The following is a 24,813-nucleotide window of genomic DNA, read 5'->3' as shown; positions in this document are numbered from 1 at the left end:
CCCCCGCACCGACCCCCACGCCCGAGCCGACGCCGGCGGTTCCGCAGGTGCCGGGCCAGAATTGCCGGGTGGGCGCCTGATGTCGGTGTCCCACGCACCCGGAGCGTCCTTCCCCAGTCCTCCCGGAGGTTTCGCCCCGGCTCCCGCCGTGTCCACGCGGCGGGGTACGGAGCTGCTGCTCATCGTCGCCGCCATCGTGATCACCACGGTGTCGCTGATGCTGGTCGAGGCGAGCCAGGAGCAGACCGTAACCCTGGATCTGGCCAAGTACGGGCTGACGTACGCGGTGCTGTTCCTCGCCGCACACCTCGCGGTGCGCCGGTTCGCGCCGTACGCCGACCCGCTGCTGCTGCCGATCGTCGCGCTGCTCAACGGCCTCGGCCTGGTCCTGATCCACCGGCTCGACCTCGCCGACGAGGAGAACGCGCTCTACCTCGGTCAGCCGATCCCCTCGCCCGACGCCAACCAGCAGGTGCTGTGGACGGCGCTCGCCATCGCCGGCTTCGTCGCGGTGCTCGCGCTGCTGCACGACTACCGGCTCCTCGCCCGGTTCAGCTACACGCTGGGCCTGATCGGTCTCGTCGCCCTCGCCGTCCCGGCCCTGCTGCCGTCCCGCTTCTCCGAGGTCAACGGCGCCAAGATCTGGATCCGGCTACCCGGATTCAGCATCCAGCCCGGCGAGTTCGCCAAGATCCTGCTCATCATCTTCTTCGCCTCCGTGCTGGTGGCCAAGCGCGACCTGTTCACCACCGCCGGCAAACACGTGCTCGGCATGGACTTTCCCCGCGCCCGCGACCTGGGCCCGATCCTGGCCGCGTGGATCCTCTCGATCGGCGTCATGGTGTTCGAGAAGGACCTCGGCACGTCGCTGCTGCTGTTCGGCACGGTGCTCGTGATGCTGTACATCGCGACCGAGCGGGTGGGCTGGCTGCTCATCGGCGGGGTCCTGCTCGTCGTCGGCTTCTACTTCGCGTACCAGATGTTCGGGCACGTGCGGGTGCGGGTGGAGACCTGGCTCGACCCGCTGGCCGACTACAACAACACCGGCTATCAGATCTCGCAGTCGTTGTTCGGTCTCGCCACCGGCGGCGTCGCCGGCACCGGGCTCGGCAGCGGACGGCCCGCGCAGGTGCCGTTCGCCAAGACCGACTTCATCGTCGCCACGATCGGTGAGGAACTCGGGCTCATCGGCCTCAGCGCCATCCTCGTCCTGTTCCTGATTCTGATCATGCGGGGATTGCGCACCGCGATCGCCGTCCGCGACAGCTTCGGCAAGCTGCTGGCCGCGGGACTGTCGTTCACCATCGCGATCCAGCTGTTCGTCGTCGTCGGCGGCGTCACCAAGCTGATCCCCCTCACCGGGCTCACCACGCCGTTCATGTCCTACGGCGGCTCGTCGCTGCTGGCGAACTACCTCCTGCTGGCACTGCTGGTGAAGATCTCCAACGCGGCCCGCGAACCCGCCGCGCCACGCAAGAAGGCACCGCCACCGATCGCGGACGCGCCGACGGAAATGCTGGGGCGCGGATGAACGCACCGCTCCGCAAGGTCGCGATGGCGGTGATGTTCATGGTCGTCGCGCTGCTCGCAAACGCCACCTACGTGCAGGTCATCAAGGCCGACGACCTGCGTACCGACCCGCGCAACTCCCGGGTGCTCATCGACGAGTACTCACGCCAGCGCGGCCAGATCTCCGCCAGCGGACAGGTGCTGGCGGTGTCGGTCCCCACCGACAGCCGCTACAAGTACCTGCGCACATACCCGGCGGCGCCCGAGCAGCCGATGAGCCCGCTCGCCTACGCACCCGTGACCGGGTTCTACTCGATGCAGTACGGCAGCACCGGGCTCGAGCGCACCGAGGACGAGGTCCTCAACGGCTCCGACAACCGGCTGTTCGGCCGGCGCTTCTTCGATCTGGTCTCCGGGCGGGATCCGCGCGGCGGGAACGTGGTCACCACCATCGACCCGGTCATGCAGCAGGTGGCCTACGACGAGCTCACCGCCAAGGGCTACACCGGCTCGGTCGTGGCCATCGAGCCGAGCACCGGCCGCATCCTGGCGATGGTGAGCACCCCGAGTTACGACCCCAACCGCCTCTCGGGTCACGACGGCGCCGCCACCTCGCAGGCGTGGGAAGAACTCAACGCCGACCCCGACAAGCCCATGCTCAACCGCGCCATCTCGCAGACCTACCCGCCCGGCTCGACGTTCAAGGTCGTGGTGACCGCCGCGGCCCTCGCCGCGGGCACCACCCCCGACGACCAGTTCACCGCCGCGCCGAACATCACCCTCCCCGACACCGCGACCACGCTGGAGAACTACGGGGGCGCGACGTGCGGCGGCGGCCCCACCGCTTCCCTGCGCGAAGCCTTCGCCCGCTCCTGCAACACCGCCTTCGTCGAGATGGGCCTGAAGACCGGCAAGGACGCCCTCGCCGAGCAGGCCGAGGCGCTGGGCGTCGGCGAGTCCGTGGACATCCCCGTCCCCGTCGCGGCGAGCACGATCGGGCCGATCCCCGACGGTGCCGCGCTCGGCCAGTCCAGCATCGGTCAGCGTGACGTCGCGCTCACCCCGCTGCAGAACGCCGTGATCGCCGCCACAATCGCCAACGGCGGCGTCCGGATGCAGCCGCACCTGGTGTCGCAGTTGCAGTCGCCGGACCTGTCGGTGCTGGCGGAGACCAACCCGGTCTCGGCGGGGCAGGCGATGTCGCCGCAGGTCGCGGCCACCCTGACCGACCTGATGATCGGATCCGAGAACTTCTCCGGCGGCGAGGGGAAGATCCCGGGGGTCCAGATCGCGTCGAAGACCGGTACCGCCGAGCACGGCGACGACCCCCGTAACACTCCCCCGCACACGTGGTATATCGCCTTTGCGCCCGCCCAGCAGCCGACTGTTGCCGTGGCGGTCATCGTGGAGGACGGCGGCGACCGCGCACTCGCCGCCACGGGAGGCTCGGTTGCCGCGCCGATCGGACGTGCCGTGATCGCGGCGGGAATGCAGAGAGGCTGATTATGGCTTTGCACAGCGGCGCCATGATCGCCGACCGTTACCGGCTGCAACGGCTCATCGCGACCGGCGGCATGGGACAGGTGTGGGACGGGCTCGACACCCGTCTCGACCGCCGGGTGGCGGTGAAGGTCCTCAAGGCCGAGCTCTCCGGCGACGCGGACTTCCTGACCCGCTTCCGGTTCGAGGCGCGCACCACCGCGCAGCTCAATCACTCCGGCATCGCCGGGGTGTTCGACTACGGCGAGACCACCGACGCCGAAGGCCAGTCCATCGCATACCTGGTGATGGAACTCGTGCACGGCGAGCCCCTCAACGCCGTCCTCGCCCGGGTCGGCCGCCTGTCGCTGCCGCACACCCTGGACATGCTCGAGCAGACCGGGCGGGCGCTGCAGGCTGCCCACGACGCCGGAGTCGTGCACCGCGACGTCAAGCCCGGGAACATCCTCATCACCCCCACCGGCCAGGTGAAGATCACCGACTTCGGCATCGCCAAGGCCGTCGATGCGTCGCCGGTGACGCGCACCGGCATGGTCATGGGCACCGCTCAGTACATCGCGCCCGAGCAGGCTCTCGGCCAGGAGGCGACGTCGGCGAGCGACGTGTATTCGCTCGGCGTCGTCGGGTACGAGGCCCTCGCCGGCCGGCGACCGTTCCTCGGCGACAGCGTCGTCACCGTCGCGATGAAACACGTGCAGGAGACGCCCGCGCCGCTGCCCACCGACCTGCCGGCGGAGGTGCGTGAGCTCGTCGAGGTCGCGATGGCGAAGGACCCGGCGTACCGGTACACCAGCGGCGGCGAGTTCGCCGACGCCGTCTCCGCGGTGCGCGCCGGGCGGCCGGTGCCGCCGCCGGGCAACGTGCCGCCGGTCACCGGTGCGACGCGCATCCTGCCGCCGGGGGTGGCGGGCACCACCGCGCCCACGGCCGCGACCCGCGCGTTCGGTCCGACCCCGCCTCCGCCGTCGCGGCCGTACTACGCCCCGACGTACGCGAACGGCGGCGATCGGCCGCCCACCGGACCCACTCCGTCCGGCGACAAGCGCTCCCCCAGCCCGAAGGCCCTCGCCTGGGCGGCCGGGGCGGCGGTGGCCCTGGCGCTCGTCGCGTTGGCACTGGTGCTGCTCGGCGGCGACAATTCGGGTGACGCGGGCCCCGCGCGGTCCACGACGACCACGCAGGCCCCGACGACCACCACCCGCGCCACGACGACCACGCGACCGCCGCGGACCACCACCACGACGGAGGAACCGACCACCACGGTTCCTCCCACCACGACGCAGGTACCCACGACGACTCCCGAGCCGACGACGACCACCCCGCCGCCGACGACGACGGAAGCGCCGACGACCACCCCGGCGCCGACCACGACGACGGCCACGACGACCACTGCCGCCACCACGACGACGGCCGAGACGACCACCACCACGGTCTCGTTGCCGGAGGACGGCGACGGCGGTCTCGAACCCGGAGCCATAGACAACCCGTTCACCCCGATCGAGCCAGTCACCCGAGGACAGTCATGACCACACCCCGCAAGCTCTCCTCCCGCTACGAGTTGGGTGAGATCCTCGGCTTCGGTGGCATGTCGGAGGTGCACCTGGCCCGGGATCTGCGGCTCGATCGCGACGTGGCGATCAAGGTGCTGCGCGCCGACCTCGCCCGCGACCCCACGTTCTATCTCCGGTTCCGCCGCGAAGCCCAGAACGCGGCCGCGCTGAACCACCCGGCGATCGTCGCCGTGTACGACACGGGTGAGGCGGAGACCGAGGCCGGGCCGCTGCCGTACATCGTCATGGAGTACGTCGAGGGCGATACGCTGCGCGACATCGTGCGCTCCCAGGGCCCGATGATCCCGAAGCGGGCCATGGAGGTCGTGGCCGACGTGTGCGCCGCCCTGGACTTCAGCCACCGCAACATGATCGTCCACCGCGACGTCAAGCCCGCGAACGTCATGATCACCCGTTCCGGCGCGGTCAAGGTGATGGACTTCGGTATCGCCCGGGCCATCTCCGACGCCGCGAGCCCGATGACGCAGACGGCCGCGGTGATCGGCACCGCCCAGTACCTGTCGCCGGAGCAGGCCCGCGGCGAGCAGGTCGACGCCCGCTCCGACGTGTACTCGGTGGGCTGTGTGCTGTTCGAGATCCTCACCGGCAAGCCGCCGTTCCAGGGCGACTCCCCGGTGGCCGTCGCGTACCAGCATGTCCGTGAGGATCCGCCGCTGCCGTCGTCGGTGAACTCCGCCGTCCCGCCGGAACTGAACTCGGTGATCCTCAAGGCGATGGCGAAGAACCCCGCCAACCGCTACCAGAGTGCCGCCGAGATGCGCAGCGACCTGATCCGCGTGCTCAGCGGCCAGAAGCCCAGCGCACCGATGGTGATGACCGACGAGGACCGCACCACCATCCTCGGAGCCGTCGACGGCGCCGGGGCACCGCGCAACGGCGCGGACCGCGGGGCCGCCGGAGTCGTGGCGGGTGGGACCGCGGCCGCGCCACAGCGTTCCCGGGCACTGCGCAACACCCTGCTGGGCCTGGCCGCGGTCGTGATCGTCGGCATCGTCGGCGTGTTCCTGTGGACCTCGGGCCCCGGCTCGAACGCCGCGCAGATCCCCGTCCCCGACGTGCGCAACCTCGCCGCGGAGATCGCGGAGAGCAGGCTGCAGGATGCCGGTTTCGAGGTGTCGGTGCAGATGAAGCCCGACGCGGTGGTCGCCAGCGGCAACGTCGTCAACACCCGGCCGGTCGCCGGGGTCCAGGCCGAGGAGGGCAGCACCGTCACCCTCGAGGTCTCGAGCGGGCCCGAACAGGTGCAGATCCCGCAGCTCGCGGGCATGAACCAGCAGGAAGCGCTGCAGACACTGGCCGAAGTCGGGCTGCGGCTCGATCCGAATGTGGCCCGGGCACCGTCGTCGGCGGCCGAACGCGACACGGTCGTCGACCAGAGTCCCGCCGCGGGAGCGGACGCCGACCGCGACAGCGCGGTGAGCGTGACGCTCGGCAGCGGCCCCGAACAGATCCGCGTGCCCAACGTCGTGGGTCAGGCCACCGAGGTGGCTCGCGACAACATCGAGGCCGCGGGCTTCACCGTCGTGGTCGACGAGATCGACTCCAGCCAGCCGGCCGGGACGGTCGTGTCCAGCAGCCCGGCGGGCGGGACCAGCGCGACGAAGGGCGACACGGTCACCATCCAGGTGTCCAACGGGGATCGCATCGAGATGCCGGCGTTGACGAACAGGACGGTGTCCGAGGCGCTGGCGGCGTTGCGGGCGGCCGGCTGGACGGGTTCGCCGGCGCAGCTCGTGCAGAACCGTGAGGCCACTCTCGACCCGGAGCTCGTGGGCAAGGTCATCGCCCAGCAGCAGCCCCCGGGGTCGGAGATCTCCAACTCGGAAACCATCACCGTGGGCGTGGGCGTGCTGGGTATCCGCTGAGCTGCGCTCGGATCCCGGTCCCCGAAGCCGGACGGCTCAGGCGGCGCCGCCCGTGAGCGCCTTCTCCATCTCCGCCTCCAGCCGGGCCACCAGCTGCTCGTCCGGTGCCTCACCGCACACGGCCAGCCAGTTCGCCAGCATCCGGTGACCACCCTGGGTGAGCACCGACTCGGGGTGGAACTGGACGCCGTGGATCGGCAGCTCGCGATGCCGCAGGGCCATGACGATGCCGCTCTCGGTGTATCCGGTCGGCACGAGCTCGTCGGGCATCGTCTTCGGCAGCACCGTGAGCGAGTGGTAGCGCGTCGCGGTGAACGGATCCGGCAGGCCGGCCAGCACACCGGTGCCGTCGTGCCACACCGAGCTGGTCTTGCCGTGCAGCAGCTCCGGGGCACGGTCGACGGTCGCCCCGAAGGCGGCACCGATCGCCTGATGGCCCAGGCAGACGCCGAGCAGCGGTGTGCTCGCGTCGGCGCAGGCACGCACGAGGTCCATGCTGGCGCCGGCCCGCTGCGGGGTGCCCGGACCGGGGCTGAGGAGGATCCCGTCGAACTCGGCCGCGATCCGGTCCGCGGCGCCGGGGCCGGTGAGCCGCTCGTCGTCGTTGCGCCACACCTCGGCCCGGGTACCGAGCTGCCCCAGGTACTGCACGAGATTGAAGACGAAGCTGTCGTAGTTGTCGACGACGAGGATGCGCATGCGGAAAGGGTACCGACCCGTCAGCGCAGCGTCGTTCCGCCCGTGTAGGCGGGTACCGACAGCGAATCCGACGCCTGCTGCGTGTACCCCAGCCCGTAGCGGGCCGCGTACTGCTTGTACACGCGGATGCCCGGCTCGGCGGCCAGCGCCGCCTCGAGCCGTGCGGGGTCGCCCAGCGCGGTGACCACGTACGGCGGGGAGTACGTGCGGCCGTGCAGCAGCAGTGTGTTGCCGATGCAGCGCGGGGCCGACGTCGCGACGATCCGTTGATCCTGCATGGCGATCGCCTCCGCCCCGCCGGCCCACATCGCGTTGAGCACGCTCTGCACGTCCTGCTGGTGCACCACGAGGTCGTCGGGTGACGCGTCCGCCGGATACCGGCCGTCGGCGCCGCGCGGGGCATCGGTGAGGCTCACGGTGACCCCGGGGCCACGGCGTGCGGTCAGGCCGGCCGGATCCTCGAGGGCGGCGGTGTCGGCGAGCACCGCGGCGACGTCGTCGTCGGTGGCCGCGGCCTGCGCCTGCAGCTCGGCGACGCGTCCCGCGAGGTCGTCGCGGGTGGCGGCGAGCTCGTCCGCCTTGTCCTGCGCCGCCCGCACGAGATCGGACAACCGCGCGGAGTCGCTCACGCGCAGTTCCTCCCCGTCGGAGACCCCGCGTGTGGTGCCGAGCAGCAACCCGGCGAGCAGGCACACGGCCAGCGCGGCGGCAGTCCACCCGAGCGCACGGGCCCGGCCGTCCGACACGTGGACCCTCCGTTCCGGATTCTGCGTTAGCGTGTACTCACACCGGCAGTACACATCAGGTAGCTGCCCAACCTACCTCTCCGCCCCGCGCGGTACCGCACGAACGAGGACGTCATGCCCAAGTCGAAGGTCCGGAAGAAGACCGACTACACGATCAACCCGGTGAGCCGAACCCCCGTGAAGGTGAAGGCGGGCCCGTCGAGCACCTGGTACGTCGCGCTGATGCTGGGCTTCATGCTCATCGGTCTGGCCTGGCTGGTGGTGTACTACCTCGCGGCCGAGCAGATCTCGTGGATGAACGACCTCGGTGCGTACAACTTCCTCATCGGCTTCGGGTTCATGATCGTCGGCCTGATCATGACCATGAGATGGCGGTGAGGTTACAGGGGTGTAGTTCATCCCCACCTGTGGACAAACCTGGGGATGAACTGGGGAAAGCTCCCCGTGGCGAATGAACCGCTCCGCTGGTCCACACCCCTGCTCGCGATCGCCGCGCTCACGGCGGGCGGCATCGTGCTCGCCGTCGCTGCGGCGACGACGCCCGATCCCGCCGGTCGCACGCTCGTCGGGCTCGCGGCCGTGGTGGCGTTCGTGGTCGCGGCCCTCGCGGCCCGTCAGCGTCCGCGACTCGAGGTACTACCGGACGGCGCAGGGCTGGCCGTCACCCGGCTGGGGGGACGACGCGAGCTTCCTCGCGCGTCCCTGGTGCGGGTGCGGATCGTCGCGTATCCGCGGCTCGGCCGGCGCGTGCCGATGCTGGAGATCGACGTGCGCGATCCCCGCGGCGACGAGCAACTGCTGATCTTCGGGCGCTGGGACCTGGGCACCGACCCCCGCACGGTGTACGACACGCTCGCGGTGCGGGGGCTGGCGCCGGATCAGACGCCGAGCTGAGCCCGCAGGCGCAGGACGGCCAGCACGAGGAGCAGCACGGTGACCACCGTGACGGCTGCCAGCGCGAGCCAGCCCGTCCGGACGAAGCGGGCACGGTCGTCGCCCGCGCCCAGCGCCCGCGGCGCGAACAGCAGCGCCGCCGTCGCCGCCGCACCCGCGGCCAGGCCGCCGAGGTGTCCCCACAGGGAGATGCCCGGGATGGTGATGCTGATGACGACATTGAGGACGACGATCATCAGCACCGGAGCGGGGCTGCGCCGCAGCCGCATCAGGATCACCGCCTGCGCGCCCAGCAGGCCGAACACGGCGCCGGACGCGCCGGCGGTCACGGCGTCGGTCTCGAGCAGCATCACCGCGGCGGAACCGCCGAGGATGGACACCAGGTATACGGCCAAATATCGAAGCCGCCCGAGGACGAGTTCGGTGTCACGCCCGATCACGTACAGCGCGAACATGTTGACCGCGAGATGCAGCACGCCGAAGTGCAGGAATCCGCTGCCGAGCACGCGGATGTACTCGTCACGCACCGCGATCATCGGCGGCCACAGTGCCCACTCGAAGAACAGATTCGACGAGCGCTCGTTGTTCATCACGCTGCCGGACTGGACGGCGGTGATCGCGAAGATCGCGGTGTTCAGCGCGATCAGGATGTACGTCACGAGGGGGGTGTTCGCCTGCGCCCGCATGGGCGCCCCCGCGACGGTGCGGGCCTGCGGGACCTCGCGCTGGGCGGCCGCGACGCAGTCGACGCACTGCTGACCCACCGCCGCGGGCCGCAGGCAGTCGGGGCAGGCCGGTCGCCCGCACCGGCTGCACGAGAGCAGGGTCGCGCGATCGGGATGCCGGACGCACCGCGGCTGGGGCGGCTGGCCGCCCCCGCCGGCCGCGTGGCCCCAGCCGGGGTTCGTCATATCGGTCTCTTCCGGAGATTCAGGAGATGGTGATGCTCTCGATGACGACGGGCTCGACCGGGCGGTCCGCGCGGTCCGTCGCCGTCGTGGCGATCGCGTCGACGACCTTCTTCGACGCCTCGTCGGCGACCTCACCGAAGATGGTGTGGCGTCGGTTCAGGTGCGGGGTCGGCCCGACGGTGACGAAGAACTGCGAACCGTTGGTGCCCGGGCCGGCATTGGCCATGGCCAGCAGGTAGCTGCGGTCGAACTGCAGCTCCGGGTGGAACTCGTCGGCGAACTGGTAGCCCGGGCCGCCGCGACCGGTGCCGGTCGGGTCGCCGCCCTGGATCATGAAGCCGTCGATGACGCGGTGGAAAACCGCACCGTCGTAGAACGGGCCACTGGTCTCGCCCTTGGCGTTCTGGGTCTTGTATTCCTTGGTGCCGTTCGCGAGGCCGACGAAGTTCTCGACAGTCTTCGGAGCGTGGTTGCCGAAGAGCGAGATCACGATGTCGCCGCGGTTGGTGTGCAGAGTCGCGGTTGCGGTCTTTTGAGGTGAAGTCACCCCTCCATCGTGCCATCCGGGTCCGCGACACCGGGGCGGTCCGTCTCTCGAACCCCGGCCGCGGGGGTTCGCTGTGCAAAAGTGGGTACATGACGAGTGTGAGCGAGTCCAGAACCAAGATCGGGTCCGGCGCCGGCAGCGAACTCGTGTGCCCCCCGAAGAAATCCGAGGGCGCCGGTGGCTACCTGAAGCTCGCAGGGCAGGGCGCTACGGCCCTCGCGCGGGGGCCGCTCTTCACCGGCCTGTTCGTCGCCCGCAAGGGTCTCGACCTCGCCCGGAACATGGCCGGAAGCCGGCGAGCCGCGGCAACGATCGAGGCAGCACCCCGCGGACGGGGCCGCAGGATCCTGGTGACGGTCGGCGCGCTCGGCGTCGTCGCCGCCGGCGGAGTGGTGTTCTACCGCACCCGTCTCGGGGATCATCCGCCTGTCGCGCCGGAGCCGCCACGGATCGAGCCGGTCACCCCCGAGCCCGGGCCGGTCGCGACACCGGAGGCTGCCGCGCCGAAGCCGGAGCCCACCGCACCAAAACCGGAAGCTGCCGCACCGAAGCCGGCAGCTGCGCCACCCGCGCCGAAGCCCGGGCCGGCCGCGACGCCCGAGGCCGTGGCCCCGAAGCCCGCATCGGCCGCGCCGGGGAAGGCTGCACCTCGGGCCGAGGGCGGGACGGCTGCCCACGCGGTGCCCGCGCCGACGCCGAAGGCGACCCCGACGGCAGCCGCGACGCCGAAGGGCGAGCCGACCGCCGTCCCGAAGGGGACGGCCGATGCGACAGCCGTCCCGAAGGGGACGGCCGATACGACCCCGACCGGAAAGCACGCGGCCAAGGACGAAACGGCTCCGAAGCCGGCCGCCGAGCCGAAGGGGGAGGCCGCGGGCGACAAGGGGACTGCCGCGAAGCCGAAGCCGTCGGCCGGTCCCGCGGGGGACCCGAAGAAGCAGGGCTGAGTTCCGCCCGGCGTCACGGGACGGAATCGGATCCGGGGCAGGTCGCGTCGATCGCGGCCTGCCCTTCCTTCTGCAGTTGTCGTTCGGTGACGCGCACTTCCAGGTCGACGATCCGGCCGGCCACGAGGTAGATCAGGACGGTCAGCAGCAGCACTACGGGTACGGACGCGAGGAATTCCATGTCGGCCTCCAGCGGCGGTCCGCGCGGGCGGGAAGGTGGAGGTGCTCGGGTACGTCGTCGATGACATGTCCAGCGTACGGACACCAGCGGGGGCTCTGTCCCGACGACAGCCCCGCCGGACCGTGATCCGCCCCACACCCGTGCGATCGGTTACTCATGGGTACCGATCCGCCGAATCGCGTGATGTGCGTCACAGAAGGGGTGGATACTCGCCGGTAGCAGTCCTATCGGGGAGGCATGACATGGCACAACAGATTCACGCCAGCGAGGAACAGTCGCGCGCTCTCGCAGAGGAGTCCCGCGAGACCAGCTGGCACAAGCCGTCGTTCGCAAAGGAGTTGTTTCTCGGACGTCTGACCCTCGACCTCATCCATCCGTTCCCGCGGCCCACCCCCGACGAGGAGGCCCGTACCGAACGGTTCCTGGCAGAGCTCCGCCGATTCTGCGAGGGCGTGGACGGCAGCCGCATCGAGCGCGAGGCCCGAATCCCCGACGAGTACGTCGCCGGATTGGCCGAGCTCGGCTGCTTCGGCATGAAGATCTCCCAGGAGTACGGCGGCCTGGGACTGTCGCAGGTGGCCTACAACCGCGCGCTGATGCTCGTGGCCAGCGCCCACCCGAGCCTGGGCGTCCTGTTGTCGGCGCATCAGTCCATCGGAGTGCCCGAACCCTTGAAGCTGGCCGGGACACCCGAGCAGAAGCGCGCCTTCCTCCCGCGGTGTGCGCGGGGGGCGATCTCGGCCTTCCTGCTGACCGAGCCCGACGTGGGTTCCGATCCCGCCCGTCTCGCCTCGACGGCGGTGCCGGTGGAGAACGGCGACGCGTACGAACTCGACGGCTTGAAGCTGTGGACCACCAACGGAGTGGTCGCCGAACTGCTGGTGGTGATGGCGCGGGTGCCGCGCAGCGAGGGCCACCGCGGTGGCATCTCGGCGTTCGTCGTCGAGGCGAACACCCCGGGCATCACCGTCGAACGCCGCAACTCGTTCCTGGGCCTGAAGGGGATCGAGAACGGGCTCACGCGGCTGTACAAGGTACGGGTGCCGAAGGAGAACCTCATCGGCCGCGAGGGCGACGGCCTGAAGATCGCCCTGACCACCCTCAACGCCGGTCGGCTCGCGATCCCGTCGATGTGCGCCGGCGCCGGCAAGTGGGCGCTCAAGATCGCCCGGGAATGGTCCGGCACCCGCGTCCAGTGGGGTCGGCCGGTGGGCCGGCACGATGCGATCGCCGGCAAGATCGGATACATCGCGGCCACCACGTTCGCCCTCGAAGCCGTGGTGGAGCTGACCGGCCAGATGTGCGACGAGGACCGCAACGACATCCGCATCGAGGCGGCACTGGCCAAGCTGTGGTCCAGCGAGGTGGCCTGCGAGATCGCCGACGAGTTGATGCAGATCCGAGGGGGACGCGGCTACGAGACGGCCGCGTCGCTCGCGGCCCGGGGTGAGCGGATGGTTCCCGCCGAGCAGCTCCTGCGGGACCTGCGGATCAACCGTATCTTCGAGGGCTCGAGCGAGATCATGCGGCTCTTCGTCGCCCGCGAAGCGGTGGATGCCCACCTGCGGGTGGCTGGTGAACTGGCCGATCCGAAAGCAACTCTGGACACGAAGGCCCGGGCCGCCGCCAAGGCGAGCGGCTTCTACGCCAAGTGGTTGCCCCAGTTGGTGGCGGGCAGGGGCCAGCTACCCACCTCGTACGGCGAATTCGGTCCCATGGCACACCATCTGCGCTACGTGGAGCGGTGCTCGCGCAAGCTCGCCCGGTCCACGTTCTACGGCATGGCCCGGTGGCAGGGCGGTCTGGAGAGGCGGCAGAATTTCCTGGGACGGCTCGTCGATATCGGCGCGGAACTGTTCGCCATGTCGGCGAGCTGCGTGCGGGCGCAGATGTACCACACCGACGGCCACCCCGAGACGGAGGCGGCCTACGAGCTCGCCGACGTCTTCTGCCTCCAGGCGAAGCTCCGCGTGGACTCGCTGTTCGCCGCGTTGTGGACGCACACCGACGATGCCGACCGGCAGCTCACGGCCGACGTCCTCGACGGGCGCTACACCTGGCTGGAGAACGGCGTGATCGATCCCAGCGAGGGCACGGGCCCGTGGATCGCCGAATGGTCGCCCGGGCCGTCGGTGGAGCAGAACCTCGCCCGCAGATTCCTCGGCGCCGACCATCCGGTGGTGTGAACGGGTCGCCGACCGCGGGCTGCGGTCAGCCGCGACAGCAATCCGCTCTCGCGGCTGACCGCCCTGTCCGCGGATCCGACGCCGTCGTGGGTCAGAAGGCGCCGCAGTTGGACGGGGCGGGCCGATCCGCGAACCGGTCGTTCAGGTAGGCGACCGCCTCGGGCATCCCCGCGACCAGGGGAAGCGCGTGATTGACGGCCAGGCCCGGCAGGACGGGCGGGGTGGTGTTCGGGGAGAACTGGACGGTGGCGCCGAGTGCGCACCAGTCCGCCGCGAGCTGGTGACCCTGACCGTAGGGCACGATGTCGTCCATCGTCCCGTGCTGCACGAGTACCGGCACCGACGGCTGCAGACGTCCGATCCGCTGCGCGGCGATGGCCTCCTTCGCCTCCGGCAACCGATCGACGACCACGCTCAGCGGCTCACCCGTGCGGGTGTAGTCGCTCGTGCGCTGGAAGCCGTAACGGAAGATCGTCTCCGGCGCGCACTGGTTCGCCACCGAATGCAGCATCTCGCGCCCACGGTCGTTGATCTCGGCGTCGATGAGATCCCGGAGCTCGGGGTAGGCCTCGCCGAGGCCGTTGATCGTGTAGCCGATCACGCCGGTGAGCGCCGTTCCGTCGACCTCGCTGAGCGTGGCCTCGAGGTCCGCGGGCGGCGCGCCGGCATAGGCTCCCACGACGTTCAGCTCGGGCGCGTAGGCCGGCTGCAGTTCTGCGGCCGCAGCCACGGCGCCGCCGCCCTGGGAGTACCCCCACAGGCCGACGGGACCTTCGGGGGTGAGGGACGTGGCGGGCAGGCTCTGCGCCGCCCGGACCGCATCCAGCACCGCGTGCGCCTCGGCGAGCCGGTTGACGTACGTGTGGTGCCCCGGTGTGCCGAGCCCGTCGTAGTCGGTGACGACGACGGCGATGCCCTGGAGCAGCATGGTGTTGATCGAGAGCAGTTCGTACTCGGTGAACAGGTCGAGCGGCGGGGTGTAGGCCACGAGCGAGTTCAGCTGCTTGGACGGGGCACACTGGTCGCCCTGGCCCTGGGTGCCCGGCGCGATGGCGACGAGCGGTCGCGGACCCGGCCCGTTCCAGGGCAGCGACGGCTCGAGGTAGGTGCCGCCGACGGCGCTGGGTTCGCCGTTCGCGTCGAGGCTGCGGTACAGCAGCCGGGTGCCCTGCGCGGGGAACACGCCCTGCGGCGACGGGACGCGAACGGCAAGGTCGGACGGCCCGCTTCGGAGTACGTCGCCGGAGGCTCCGACCAGGTCGAGCGGAGGATCGTAGAAATTCGCGTCCGCGCTCGCCGTCGCGGGCGTGGCGAACATCGCTCCTGTCAGTGCCGCCGTCGCCGCCGCAGCGCCGATCCACCGTCTGGTGCGCCCCGTCCCCATCCCCATGGTCCCCTTCACAGGTAGATATTTGTGTGTCGGACGACACAAGCGGTACGCACTGTAACACCTAACTTACCGACGCGTAAGTACGCGATCCGGGGTTCACGAACCACGATTCGAACCGCGGTCCGTCGTTCGCCCCCGGACATCGCCGCTGGTCGGGGACAATCCGGTCATGACCGCGGAGCGCAGCGAACCGCAACTGCACCGACTGACCACACCGCACACCGCCGCCGTCGTCGGGATCGTGTTCGCCGTCCTGTTCGCGACGAGCATCGTCCTGATCCGTCAGGCGATCCCTGCCGATCCCTTCGGCACCACCGAGTGGCTGGACGCCGGCCGCTCACGGCTCACCGTCGCGCTGATGCTGGCCCAGTTCGCCTGCATCGCGTTCCTGTGGTTCATCGGTGCGCTCCGGCACCGGCTGGGCGATCTCGAGGACCAGTTCTTCTCGACCGTCTTCGTCGGCAGCGGCCTGTTGTTCCTGGCGCTGATCCTCGTCACGATGGCCAGCGCCGGCGGGCTGCTCCTGGCGGACCAGGCCGAGGCGGTGCCCGCCCAGGAATCCGCCGCCTTCGCGCACGCGCTGATCCTGCAGATCAGCAACGTCTATTCGATCCGCATGGCCGCGGTCTTCATGATCTCGCTGGCCACCATTTGGCTGCGCACCGGACTCATGCCCCGATGGCTGGTACTACCCACGTACCTGCTCGCCCTGGTCCTGCTGTTCGCGGTGACCGAGGCGCTGTGGCTCACGCTCGTCTTCCCGGCATGGGTGGTCGTGATCAGCGTGTTCCTGCTGACCCACGCCCGGCAGGCGTTCCCGCCCCGGCGGGTGTTCCGGCCGAGAACCTGACGGTGCCACGGCGACGGTGCGGCGTCACGCGTCGCCGCGCTGGGCGGACAGGGCGTTCTGCACCCGTTGGGTGGCCGCGTCGTCCCAGCCGACGGGGGTGAGGATGTCCGCCCACAACTGTGCGGCCTCGGGCCCGTAGGCGTGCCCGAACCCGGCCGGGACCTCGGCGGAGAACACCATGTCGAGCGTGACCTGCCAGAACGTGACGAACGGCAGCCACCGCATGCCCGGATCCACGTCCGGGCCGAGCGGCTCCCGCAACCAGTCCGGTTCCCGCAGGAGCAGCTCGCTCGACCACCAGGTGATCGGATCGCTCGCATGCTGCCAGAACACGATCCGCGGGAACTCCCACAGCCCGGGCAGGTCCGCATCGTCCGGGCGGGACGCGAACCGGATGTGGCGGCCGTCGTCCACCACCGGCAGCCGCTCGAGCGACCCCGGATCCCGGTTCGCGGTGATCTCCCCCCACGGCTGCGCGAAGTTCGGGGTACCCACCAGCAGCGCCCCGTCGGTCCGCGCGACGAGGTCCGGCCCCGACGCGAACGCCGCCTGACCGCCGTACGAGCCCAGGCTCTCCCCGAACACCACCAGCTTCGGCCGATCCTGCTCGGGCCGCGCCGACCACGCCGCGTACACCGCCTCGAACAGCGCCCGCCCCGCCAACCGGGGCGTCTCCCGGTCGGCGACGAACGACAACGCGCTGGGCAGGAACGAGTACTGCATCGCGGCGATCGCCGAGTCCCCGCCGGCGACGTACTCGAAGGCCCCGGCGACGTTGGCGTTGACCCAGCCGCGGCCGGTGGTGGTCACCACCGCCAGCACCTGCCGGTCGAACGCGTTCGTGCGGTCGAGTTCGGCGACGACCCGGTCCGCGATGCCCTCGACCGTGTCGGCGGATTCGCGGCCGGCGTACACCCGGATCGGGGTGCGCGCGGGCGCCCCGGTCACGGCGGTGATCTGCTCGGCGCTCGGGCCGCCCGCGACGAAGGTGCGGCCCTCCCGGCCCAGGGTGTCCCACGGCTCGTTCGAGGCCGGGGATCCGGACCGTTCCGGCAGTGCGGGCTGCACCACACCCGGCGCGGTGCCCTGATCGGCCACCTCCGCCGAGCGTTCCGCCAGCCCCAGGACGACCCGGTTCACGAACCCGCTGAGGAACAGGACCACGAGCACCACCACGGTGATCACCGCCCCGAGCCGAGCGGCCGGTGTCGGGACGTACCGGCCCCCGTACCGGATGAGGTGCCGAGTCCCCGAGCGCAGTCCCCGACCCACCGCCAGTACCGCCAGCGCGACCGGCACCGCGATGACCGGCACCAGCACATACAGCCATCGGGAAGCACGCTCGACCCCGACGAGATCATGGACGATCTGCTGCCACCACGATCCCAGGATCAGGAACAGGGGGACCACGACGAGGGCGACGCCCGCCAGAATCCGCCATCCGATCCGCCGGGTCCGCTCCGACCATCGCGGATCGATGCCGCAGCCCCGGACCACCCAGGCGATCAGGCACCCGATCCCGTAACCGGTCACCAGGCTCAACCCCGACGCCACGCCCTGCAGATACCACACCCGCGGCAGCAGCGACGGCGTCAGCGACCAGACGAAGAACACCAGCGCGAAGCCAGACCGACCGGATGGAACAGGCGCCCGTAGGCGCGCATACGCTGCGCTGACGTCACGCGCGGATCCTAGATGGTTGATTCCTTGATCCGGATCAGTGATCGTAGGCGATCAGGGAGCGTTTGGCCGGGTTGCCGATGGTCCAGTTGTGCCAGATCCCGGCAGCCATCGCGAGCAGTCGCTGAGCGATGCGGGTGAACACACCCTCGACGGTGCGTCCGCCGTGTTTCTCCAGCCCGAGCTGGCCTTTGAGGGTCTGGTTCACCGATTCGATCCACTGCCGGACCCCGCCCAGGTTGCCGTTGCGGTAGGTCTCGTCCTTGCGGTCCGGGCGCAGCAACCGCAGCCCGAGCGCGGCGGTCTCGGCAGCGAACAGTTTGCCGGCGAAGCCCTTGTCGGCGAGCAGCACCTGCCCGGACCGGATCAGGTGGTGCTCGCGGGCGAGCATCGCCGCGACGACCTCGCGTTCGCCGATCTTCGGGTTCGCCAGCGCCCACATGATCGGCATGCCGTCCCCGGCGCACACCAGGTACAACTTGAACCCCCAGAAGAATCGGGAGTGCGACGCGCAGTAGCCGTAGCCGGCGTAGCCGGCCAGGTCCGACCGCTTGACCGTTTCCCGGGACATGCCGCACGGGACCGCGGTGGCGTCGGTGATCCACACATCGTCGTGCCACGACGGCGAGAGCTGGGCGAGGACCCGAATCACGGTAGCCAGCAACCCACGTGCCGCTTTGAGTCGCTTGTGGTAGCCCGGCTGGGCGGGCAGGTACGGGAACATCGCACGCAGTGTCGTGTCGGTGTGGAGGTGCCGGATCCAGCGGCGTTCGCAGTCGAACCCGAGCAGTACCTGCGCGACCGCGAGGGTGAGCAGTTCGGCGTCGGAGAGCAGCGGGCGGCGGCCGCGTCCGGTGCGGGGCGGCGCGACATGGTCGTCGAGAAGGACATAGAGTTCGGTCAGGAGGGTTTCCAGGTCTTTCGTCACACATTGATCTTGAAACCCTCCGCCTACCTCCCCGGAGGCCGCCCCACCAGGTCCCTCAGCGGGCACCCTTCAAGGAATCAACCATCTAGTGGGCACGGCAATCTCGCACGCGGTCCTACGGCGCGGCTTCCCCGGACGTAGCCGAGTCGGTAGCAAGATGTACGCCGATCGTTGTCTACGGGAGGTTTGACATGGCTGTGGGAGTCGGTCTCCGGATCGGGAGCGTGGTGTCCACCGCGGTGCTCGCCTCCAACGACCCCGGCAGCCCCGATCCCGTCGTCATAGCCCGTGACACCGTCCTGCACATCGACTCCGACGGCACCACCGTCCTCGGCGGCGCCCCGCATCCCGCCGGCGAGGCCCGCTACCTGTCGGGCTTCCTCGGCCGCGTCGGCGATCCCGCCGGCGTCACCGCCAGTGACGGGCGTATCTACCGGGCCGAGGACTCGATGGCCACGGCGATCGCCTGCCTGTTGCACGAGTGCCAGCCTCTGCCGCCGGACGGCGGGCCCGACGGGGATCTGCCCGCTGTCACCGCCACCTACCCGTCCCGGTGGGACCAGTCCACCGTGGCCGCGCTGCGGGCCGCGCTCGACTACGCGGATCTGCGGCACATCGCCCTCGTCTCGGACGCCGAGGCCGCGGCCACCTGGTACGCCTCGGAAATCTCGGAGACCCCCGGGCAGCTCGTCGGCATCTTCCACGTCGACGACGGCGGCTCGACCGTCAATCTCGTGCGCTCCGGCGTCTCGGCCGGCAAGGCGTTCCGCTTCGCCGCCAAGAGCGCCCCGTCCCCCACGGCCCAGCTGGCCACCGCGCTCGGCGCGTTCGGCTGGCTTTCGCACAACCTCGACGCCGTGGTCGTGATGGGCGACGGGTTCGTCGCGCGCGACCGCTCGCATGTGCAGTCCATCGCGGACAGCCTCGCCGCGAAACTCGGCGTGCGCACCCTCGTCGGCCCCGGGCCCGAGCAGACCGCCGCCCTCGGTGCCGCCATCCTGGCGGCGGGTTTCACGCCCGCACGCGTGGTCAAGGCGCGGATCGGACTGCCACCGTCGTACGACGTCACCGACGTACTCACCGGTGGCATCCCACGTATCCGTGAACTCGAAGCGGCCGAACGAGCGAGGGCCGAAGCGGCCGCGGAACGAGACCGGGCGGCCGGCGCACCGGCGAGCCCCGCACCCGTCCCGGCGACGACCGCCACCGACCTCCGGCCCGGCGACGCCCGGGCCGAGGACAACAGCGCCGACAAGACCTCGGGGGCGACGGTCACCACCGTCACGGCGCCCCCGAGCCGGAACTACTCGGCGATCGGGGCCGTGGTGGCAGTGATCCTGCTGCTGGCCTTCGCGGCCGTCGCGCTGCTCTGACCGTTCAGGTTGCTACCGCGGAGGTCAGCCCTCCGTCAGCGAGTGCAGCGCCGCGGCGTCCTCCGCGCCGAACTTGTCCTCGAGCACCTCGGGGCTGTAGTCGAGGTCGATCTCCTCGAGTGGCCGCCCGCGCGCGGATTCGATGGCACCGAGCCGCCGCTGCGCCCGGTCGGCCGCGTAGGCGACGAACTCGTCGGGGTCGAGGCCGAAGGGCTGCTCCTCGAACTGGTCGTTGACCCACTGGATCATGCCGAGCGCCAGCGGCAGCAACTCCCCCATGCGTTGCTGCACGACATCCCAGTTCGAGTCGTCGGCAGCGACGTGGCGGCGGCACGTGAACGTGCCCCATGCCATGTGCCGGCGTTCGTCGTCGCCGATCCGGCGCACCAGTTCCTGCATGCCGGGGAGGATTCCGCGTTTCGTGCACACCTTCTGCCAGGCGTAGTACCCGGTGAGGGCGAGGCTGCCCTCGATGACGTGGTTGTAGGTGACGCTGGCGCGGACCTGGTTGGCGGGACTCGGATCGGTCTCGAGGACGCGCAGCGAATGGGGCAGTTCCTCGTAGAACAGCTGCCGGTAGTACGGATTGTCCGCGACGTAGGGGTGTAGGTCCGCGGTCAGGCCCACCGCATCCATCCACAGGCGGAAGACCTGGGTGTGCTTGGCCTCCTCGAAGCAGAACTGGGTCAGGTACATCTCGTCGCCGAGCCGGCCCTCGGCCGCCATCGCCCGTAGGAACGGCTGGATGTCCTGGGTGACGGCCTCCTCGCCGGCCACGAATTGCGCGACGAGATAGGTGGCGCTGCGGTGCTGTTCGCTGTTGAGCTCGTTCCAGTCGGCCGCGTCCCGGCTGAAGTCGAGCTCGAGCGGATCCCAGAACTTCGCGTTTCCCTTTGCGAACAGCCGCAGCGGGAAGGCGTCCCAGTGCAGACCTCCCGCGCGCAGGGTTCCGAAGCCCTGACGTTCCGGCAGTGCTGTGGTCATGAGCGTGCCCGCCTTCCCTCGACCCGGATGGACGAGTGTCCATATCGACGGTAGCGCCATTCGGGCGGGGTGTGACAAGAACCATACAAACTGTAGGTACGGCGAACCCCCGGCCGGGACTGTCGAGCAGATCCCGGGCCGGGGGCGCTGCCCGTCAGTCCTCGAGCAGGGTGTCGCCCGGATATCCGCCGGGGCCGAATCCGGGTGGGACGGCGAACACCGCCGACCCGACCGGCGTGATCCACGGGTTCAGCGCGTCGTGCTCGGCGAGCCGCTGCTGCACCGGAACGAACTGGGCGTCCACGTCGGCCTGGTACGACGCGAACAGCAGCCCGGCGCCGTCCGGGTCGTCGTAGTTGTAGCCACGCCGCAGGAACCGCTCGTTCGCGTTCCGCGGCCGCGCCCGCGCGACGTGCGATTCCGGTGGGATCACCGGAATGCCGTGGACGTCGGTGGCGGCGAAGTCCGGATCGTCGTGCTCCCGGTTGCCGGTCAACGGCGCCCCCGAGGCCAGGTCCCGGCCCACGGCGAGTTCACGGGCGGGCCGGTCCAGCTCGTCCCACGTGTCGAGTTCCATGCGGATACGCCGCAACACCACGGACGTTCCTCCGGCCAGCCAGGCCGGGGTGCCGGGATTCCACACCTGCCGGTCGAAGTCCGTGCTTCCCGCAGCCGGGTTGACCGTGCCGTCGACCTGGCCCATGAGGTTGCGCATCGTGGTGCCGGCGGGCTTGGTGCCCGCCGCGTTGCGGAATCCGCGCTGGACCCAGCGCACGGTGGCCAGCGACCGCACGCTCTTGGAGAGGGTGCGGGTCGCGTGCGAGACGGTGACCGGGTCGTCGGCGCAGACCTGCACCAGCAGATCGCCGCCCGACCAGCGCTCCTCGAGCCGATCGATCGAGAACGCCGGCAGCGGCCGCAGCCACTCGGGCCGGCGCGCCGCGAGGCCGGCCGCGTCGAACACGGCGGGACCGAATCCGACGGTCACGGTCAGCCGCGCGGGATCGTGGGCGAGTTCGGGCTCGGTGTCGCCGAGGGCAGGACTGCCCTCGGCGAGCCGACGGCCGTCCTCGGCCCACACCTTCATGATCCCGACGAGCGCCCGCCGGTCGAGTCCCGGGCGCAGATCCAGGGCGACGAACGCGGCGAAGGCCTGCGGCTCGGTGTCGATGCCGGCCTGGTGCACGCCGTGGAAGGCGACGGTGCGCCCGCCGGTGGGCTCGGGCTCCCGCGTGGCGGCGTAGCCGAGGCCCGTCCCGATTCCGGCCGCGCCGATGCCCGCGGCGCCGAGGACGGCGGCGCCACCCCCGAGGAGGCGCCGCCGGCTCAGCTCAGCCACCGTGGTTCGCCCCCATGCCGGCGCTCGGCTGGTAGTTCTCCTGCGCGCCGGAGAAGTCGCGGACCTGCGCGGTGAACTCCGTGGTCGAACCGTCCTCGAAGGTCAGCTCGAAGGTCACGTCGGTGCCGGGCAGGACGGGCTCGACGAGGTCCATCAGCATCAGATGGTCGTTGCCGGGCGCGAGGGAATGGGTGCTGTGCGCGGGGATGACCAGGCCGTCCTCCTTTTCGCGCATCACCATGGCACCGCCGTCGCCGGCCGCCATCTCGTGGATCTCGGTGCGGGCCGAGCTGGGGCTGGCGGCGGAGACGATGTGGATGTCGGTGTCGCCGGTGTTCTCGAGCTCGGCGAAAGCGCCGGTCATGCCGGATTCGGCGGCCTTCGCCCACGCCGAGGAGACGGTGAGCGAGTCCGCGGCGGCGGCGGCCGGCTCGTCGGACGAGCATCCGGCGGCGAACAGGGTCGCGGCCGCAGCGGCAGCGAGGAACAGGGTCTTCTTCATGAGGTTCTCCGAGATCGGTCCGGGTGCGCACGCGTGCGCGCGGTCCCGCGGAGCGGGGACCGTGAGGTGGGCGGGGATCAGACCGTGACGGGAGGACCTCGGGTGCCCAGACCTGCGGCGACGAGCAGGCCGCGCCGCACCCGGGGATGGTGTGCGACGGGCGTCCAGCCGGGAGCGGCGACGGGCGCCGGCGCGAAGGACGGCGCAGTCGCGCGGCGCACCGCGGTGAGCCCGACGCGGCAGCCGTGTTCGGCGCCGCGGACGAGCAGTGCCGCGACGACGATCGCGGCCGTGTGCGCGGTGAGCATGCCCGCGTCGGGGACGTGGACGTGTCCCGAGTCGAGGGAGAGGACGCCGTGGCCCACGACCTGCCCGGCGGCGAGCACGCCGACGATCGGCAGGCGAGTGCCCGCGGCGAGCAGACCCACCGCGGCCGCGGCGGCGAGCAGCAGCACCGCAGGTGCCTGGCCCGGCGCGGACCCGCCGGCGAGCGCGTGGGCGGCCATGCTCACCGCCCCCGACATGCCGCCGACGAAGGCGCCGCGTACGCGTGCGACGTCCCTCTCGGCAGACATGCAGCCAGGATACGCGCCCTTTACTACGGGGAGTAGTAACAGCCCTCACAGGGTGGGGGCCGCCCCTGGAATCCGAACCGAACCGCGAAAAGGTCCGACCGCGTCCCCAGCGTCCTCACGCCTCAGCGTTTCACGTGAAACCAGCCGTCCGCCTATTGACAATATACTGTCAATACGACAGCATACTGCCATGACAGAGACAGTGCATGTCGCCGTATACGACACCCTCGCCGACTGGGAGATCGGCCATGCGATCGCCCACATCAACAAACCCCTCTGGCACAAGCACCCCGGCCGCTACGCCGTCGCCACCGTCGGCGCCACGCGCGACCCCGTCACCACCATGGGCGGAATGCGCATCCTCCCCGACACCACCCTGGACGAGGTGCGGCCGGAGAACAGCGCGATGCTCGTCCTGGCGGGCAACGACATCTGGAACACCGAGCAGTTCACCCCCTTCGCCGAGCGGGCGCGCGACTTCCTCGAGGCCGGGGTTCCGGTGGCCGCGATCTGCGGGGCCACGGGCGGGCTCGCCCTCGCCGGCCTGCTCGACGATCGCGCGCACACGAGCAACGCCGCCGAGTTCCTGGCGAGTGTGGGCTACGCCGGCGGGCGTCTCTACCGCGACGAACCGGCCGTCACCGATCGGAATCTGATCACCGCAAGCGCCACCGCCCCGGTCGAGTTCGCCCGCGCGATCCTCGAACGCCTCGAGGTGTTCGAGCCGCACGTCCTCGAATCCTGGTTCAAGCTCTACGGCCGACGCGACCCCGCCGGCTTCTACGAACTCATGGCCGGATGAGCGAGCGTCCGGAGCAGGAACTGCTCAGCGGCCTCGCCCTGACGTCGTTCCGGCTCAACGGACAGTTCCTCGAGGTCGCCGAATCCCTCGCGCGTCCGGCCGGGCTCACGGCGGCGTGGTGGCAGGTCCTCGGTGCCGTGCTGCGCGAACCCCTGCCGGTCGCCGGCATCGCCCGCGCGATGGGGATCACCCGCCAGAGCGTGCAGCGGATCGCCGACCTGCTGGTCGAGCGCGGTCTCGCGGAGTACCTGCCCAACCCGGCCCACCGGCGTGCCAAGCTCGTCGCGCCGACCCCGGCGGGACGCGAGGCGGTAACCGGGATCGATCCGGCGCATGCCGCCTTCGCCCGTCGACTCGCCGAGGCCGTGGGCGAGGACGGCCTGGCCGCCGCACTGGCCGCGATGCGTCGGCTCTCGGCGGTCCTCGACGAGCTTGCCGAGGAGAAATGACCGGACACGACGACAGGCCCGGACATCCGTACTGTCCGGGCCTGTCGTCGATATTCGAGTGTGCGTTGTGGAGCCTAGGAGATTCGAACTCCTGACATCTGCCTTGCAAAGGCAGCGCTCTACCAACTGAGCTAAGGCCCCGTCTGCCGCCTCAGCGGCCGGTGACCTCGTGCCATTCGTCCTCGCTCCGCAACATCCGGGCGAGTCCGACGGCCACCAGCACAACGGTTCCCACAGTGAGAAGAACCTTCATGCTCGCTGCCCTTTCGGCACGGGGAGTGGGCCTAGGAGGACTTGAACCTCCGACCTCTTCGTTATCAGCGAAGCGCTCTAACCGCCTGAGCTATAGGCCCTCGAACCGAGTTGGAACACTACCCCACCGAGC

23 protein-coding genes, 2 tRNA genes and 1 pseudogene are annotated in these 24,813 nt (G+C 70.5%); 12 read left to right on the top strand and 14 right to left on the bottom strand.

Annotated features, from left to right (window positions below; translation table 11 throughout):
* The first annotated feature begins 79 nt into the window (after positions 1–79).
* The 4 genes from G6038_RS09165 to pknB are packed head-to-tail and all read left to right on the top strand — an operon-like array spanning position 80 to position 6,445.
* Complete coding sequence (locus G6038_RS09165; protein WP_165037370.1) at positions 80–1,531, top strand: FtsW/RodA/SpoVE family cell cycle protein; 1,452 nt, start codon at positions 80–82, stop codon at positions 1,529–1,531.
* Positions 1,528–3,012 carry a penicillin-binding protein 2 gene (locus G6038_RS09160; protein ID WP_165037369.1) on the top strand — a complete coding sequence of 495 codons (1,485 nt, stop codon included), beginning with the start codon at positions 1,528–1,530 and terminating at the stop codon, positions 3,010–3,012. The genes G6038_RS09165 and G6038_RS09160 overlap by 4 nt, the downstream gene beginning before the upstream one ends.
* 2 nt (positions 3,013–3,014) lie before the next feature.
* Positions 3,015–4,535, top strand: a complete 1,521-nt coding sequence (locus G6038_RS09155) for a serine/threonine-protein kinase (protein ID WP_206024489.1) — start codon at positions 3,015–3,017, stop codon at positions 4,533–4,535.
* Complete coding sequence (gene pknB / locus G6038_RS09150) at positions 4,532–6,445, top strand: Stk1 family PASTA domain-containing Ser/Thr kinase (RefSeq protein ID WP_165037368.1); 1,914 nt, start codon at positions 4,532–4,534, stop codon at positions 6,443–6,445. Before G6038_RS09155 ends, pknB begins: the two co-directional genes overlap by 4 nt.
* Before the next feature lie 36 nt (positions 6,446–6,481).
* Here the strand turns inward: pknB and G6038_RS09145 are convergent, their stop codons facing one another.
* Both G6038_RS09145 and G6038_RS09140 read right to left on the bottom strand, forming a co-directional pair.
* Complete coding sequence (locus G6038_RS09145) at positions 6,482–7,144, bottom strand: aminodeoxychorismate/anthranilate synthase component II (RefSeq protein ID WP_165037367.1); 663 nt, start codon at positions 7,142–7,144, stop codon at positions 6,482–6,484.
* Positions 7,145–7,164: 20 nt separating this feature from the next.
* Positions 7,165–7,890, bottom strand: a complete 726-nt coding sequence (locus G6038_RS09140) for a DUF881 domain-containing protein (RefSeq protein WP_165037366.1) — start codon at positions 7,888–7,890, stop codon at positions 7,165–7,167.
* 114 nt (positions 7,891–8,004) lie between these two features.
* Between G6038_RS09140 and crgA the strand changes: the two genes are divergently transcribed.
* On the top strand, positions 8,005–8,268 hold the full coding sequence (gene crgA, locus G6038_RS09135; protein WP_165037365.1) for a cell division protein CrgA: 264 nt from the start codon (positions 8,005–8,007) through the stop codon (positions 8,266–8,268).
* Positions 8,269–8,313: 45 nt separating this feature from the next.
* The gene (locus G6038_RS09130) at positions 8,314–8,784 is read left to right on the top strand and encodes a PH domain-containing protein (protein WP_165037364.1); all 471 of its coding nucleotides are present in this window, start codon (positions 8,314–8,316) and stop codon (positions 8,782–8,784) included.
* On the opposite strand, the gene G6038_RS09125 is transcribed toward G6038_RS09130, so the two are convergent.
* Together G6038_RS09125 and G6038_RS09120 are read right to left on the bottom strand one after the other, a co-directional pair.
* Positions 8,769–9,695: a rhomboid family intramembrane serine protease gene (locus tag G6038_RS09125; RefSeq protein WP_165037363.1), complete on the bottom strand. Its 927-nt coding sequence runs from the start codon at positions 9,693–9,695 to the stop codon at positions 8,769–8,771. The two genes, G6038_RS09130 and G6038_RS09125, sit on opposite strands and share 16 nt — an antisense overlap.
* Before the next feature lie 19 nt (positions 9,696–9,714).
* A complete protein-coding gene (locus G6038_RS09120) occupies positions 9,715–10,242 on the bottom strand; it encodes a peptidylprolyl isomerase (RefSeq protein WP_165037362.1) in 528 nt (175 codons plus the stop codon).
* A gap of 89 nt (positions 10,243–10,331) precedes the next feature.
* Here G6038_RS09120 and G6038_RS09115 point away from each other — a divergent pair, with 89 nt between their 5' ends.
* On the top strand, positions 10,332–11,189 hold the full coding sequence (locus tag G6038_RS09115) for an alginate biosynthesis protein AlgP (RefSeq protein ID WP_206024488.1): 858 nt from the start codon (positions 10,332–10,334) through the stop codon (positions 11,187–11,189).
* A 13-nt stretch (positions 11,190–11,202) separates the two neighbouring features.
* Here G6038_RS09115 and G6038_RS09110 read toward each other — a convergent pair whose 3' ends face one another.
* Positions 11,203–11,370, bottom strand: a complete 168-nt coding sequence (locus G6038_RS09110; RefSeq protein ID WP_165037361.1) for a hypothetical protein — start codon at positions 11,368–11,370, stop codon at positions 11,203–11,205.
* Positions 11,371–11,612: 242 nt separating this feature from the next.
* Here G6038_RS09110 and G6038_RS09105 point away from each other — a divergent pair, with 242 nt between their 5' ends.
* A complete protein-coding gene (locus tag G6038_RS09105; RefSeq protein WP_165037360.1) occupies positions 11,613–13,556 on the top strand; it encodes an acyl-CoA dehydrogenase family protein in 1,944 nt (647 codons plus the stop codon).
* A 91-nt stretch (positions 13,557–13,647) separates the two neighbouring features.
* On the opposite strand, the gene G6038_RS09100 is transcribed toward G6038_RS09105, so the two are convergent.
* Positions 13,648–14,874 (bottom strand): lipase family protein, encoded by a 1,227-nt coding sequence (locus tag G6038_RS09100; RefSeq protein ID WP_240918365.1) that lies wholly within the window; start codon positions 14,872–14,874, stop codon positions 13,648–13,650.
* 241 nt (positions 14,875–15,115) lie between these two features.
* Here G6038_RS09100 and G6038_RS09095 point away from each other — a divergent pair, with 241 nt between their 5' ends.
* Complete coding sequence (locus tag G6038_RS09095) at positions 15,116–15,796, top strand: hypothetical protein (protein WP_165037359.1); 681 nt, start codon at positions 15,116–15,118, stop codon at positions 15,794–15,796.
* A gap of 24 nt (positions 15,797–15,820) precedes the next feature.
* On the opposite strand, the pseudogene G6038_RS09090 reads toward G6038_RS09095, so the two are convergent.
* Both G6038_RS09090 and G6038_RS09085 read right to left on the bottom strand, forming a co-directional pair.
* Positions 15,821–17,460, bottom strand: a pseudogene (locus tag G6038_RS09090) (alpha/beta-hydrolase family protein).
* Positions 17,461–17,513: 53 nt separating this feature from the next.
* Positions 17,514–18,404, bottom strand: coding sequence for an IS982 family transposase (locus tag G6038_RS09085; RefSeq protein ID WP_165037358.1), 891 nt, complete (start codon positions 18,402–18,404; stop codon positions 17,514–17,516).
* Positions 18,405–18,595: 191 nt separating this feature from the next.
* On the opposite strand from G6038_RS09085, the gene G6038_RS09080 reads away from it, so the two are divergent.
* Positions 18,596–19,777 (top strand): hypothetical protein, encoded by a 1,182-nt coding sequence (locus G6038_RS09080; RefSeq protein WP_165037357.1) that lies wholly within the window; start codon positions 18,596–18,598, stop codon positions 19,775–19,777.
* 24 nt (positions 19,778–19,801) lie between these two features.
* Here G6038_RS09080 and G6038_RS09075 read toward each other — a convergent pair whose 3' ends face one another.
* The 4 genes from G6038_RS09075 to G6038_RS09060 all read right to left on the bottom strand — a co-directional run bounded on the left by G6038_RS09075 (position 19,802) and on the right by G6038_RS09060 (position 23,177).
* Positions 19,802–20,761: a R2-like ligand-binding oxidase gene (locus tag G6038_RS09075; protein ID WP_165037356.1), complete on the bottom strand. Its 960-nt coding sequence runs from the start codon at positions 20,759–20,761 to the stop codon at positions 19,802–19,804.
* Positions 20,762–20,915: 154 nt separating this feature from the next.
* Positions 20,916–22,100, bottom strand: a complete 1,185-nt coding sequence (locus G6038_RS09070) for a Dyp-type peroxidase (RefSeq protein ID WP_165037355.1) — start codon at positions 22,098–22,100, stop codon at positions 20,916–20,918.
* Positions 22,093–22,602 carry a copper chaperone PCu(A)C gene (locus G6038_RS09065; RefSeq protein WP_165037354.1) on the bottom strand — a complete coding sequence of 170 codons (510 nt, stop codon included), beginning with the start codon at positions 22,600–22,602 and terminating at the stop codon, positions 22,093–22,095. The genes G6038_RS09070 and G6038_RS09065 overlap by 8 nt, the downstream gene beginning before the upstream one ends.
* A 77-nt stretch (positions 22,603–22,679) precedes the next feature.
* On the bottom strand, positions 22,680–23,177 hold the full coding sequence (locus G6038_RS09060) for a hypothetical protein (RefSeq protein WP_165037353.1): 498 nt from the start codon (positions 23,175–23,177) through the stop codon (positions 22,680–22,682).
* 190 nt (positions 23,178–23,367) lie between these two features.
* On the opposite strand from G6038_RS09060, the gene G6038_RS09055 reads away from it, so the two are divergent.
* Together G6038_RS09055 and G6038_RS09050 are read left to right on the top strand one after the other, a co-directional pair.
* Entirely contained in the window at positions 23,368–23,979 is a 612-nt protein-coding gene (locus tag G6038_RS09055) for a type 1 glutamine amidotransferase family protein (RefSeq protein ID WP_165037352.1), read from the top strand.
* Positions 23,976–24,428 carry a helix-turn-helix domain-containing protein gene (locus tag G6038_RS09050; RefSeq protein ID WP_165037351.1) on the top strand — a complete coding sequence of 151 codons (453 nt, stop codon included), beginning with the start codon at positions 23,976–23,978 and terminating at the stop codon, positions 24,426–24,428. The genes G6038_RS09055 and G6038_RS09050 overlap by 4 nt, the downstream gene beginning before the upstream one ends.
* Before the next feature lie 68 nt (positions 24,429–24,496).
* On the opposite strand, the gene G6038_RS09045 is transcribed toward G6038_RS09050, so the two are convergent.
* A tRNA-Ala gene (locus tag G6038_RS09045) sits at positions 24,497–24,569 on the bottom strand.
* A gap of 138 nt (positions 24,570–24,707) precedes the next feature.
* Positions 24,708–24,781: transfer RNA gene (locus G6038_RS09040), tRNA-Ile, on the bottom strand.
* Between the last annotated feature and the right edge of the window lie 32 nt (positions 24,782–24,813).

Origin of the sequence: Rhodococcus sp. 14C212 (assembly GCF_011058195.1) — a bacterium.
GTDB classification, from domain to species: Bacteria; Actinomycetota; Actinomycetes; order Mycobacteriales; family Mycobacteriaceae; genus Rhodococcus; species Rhodococcus aetherivorans.
Note: the sequence above shows the minus strand (reverse complement) of the source record. Positions and strands in the feature narration are given on the sequence as shown.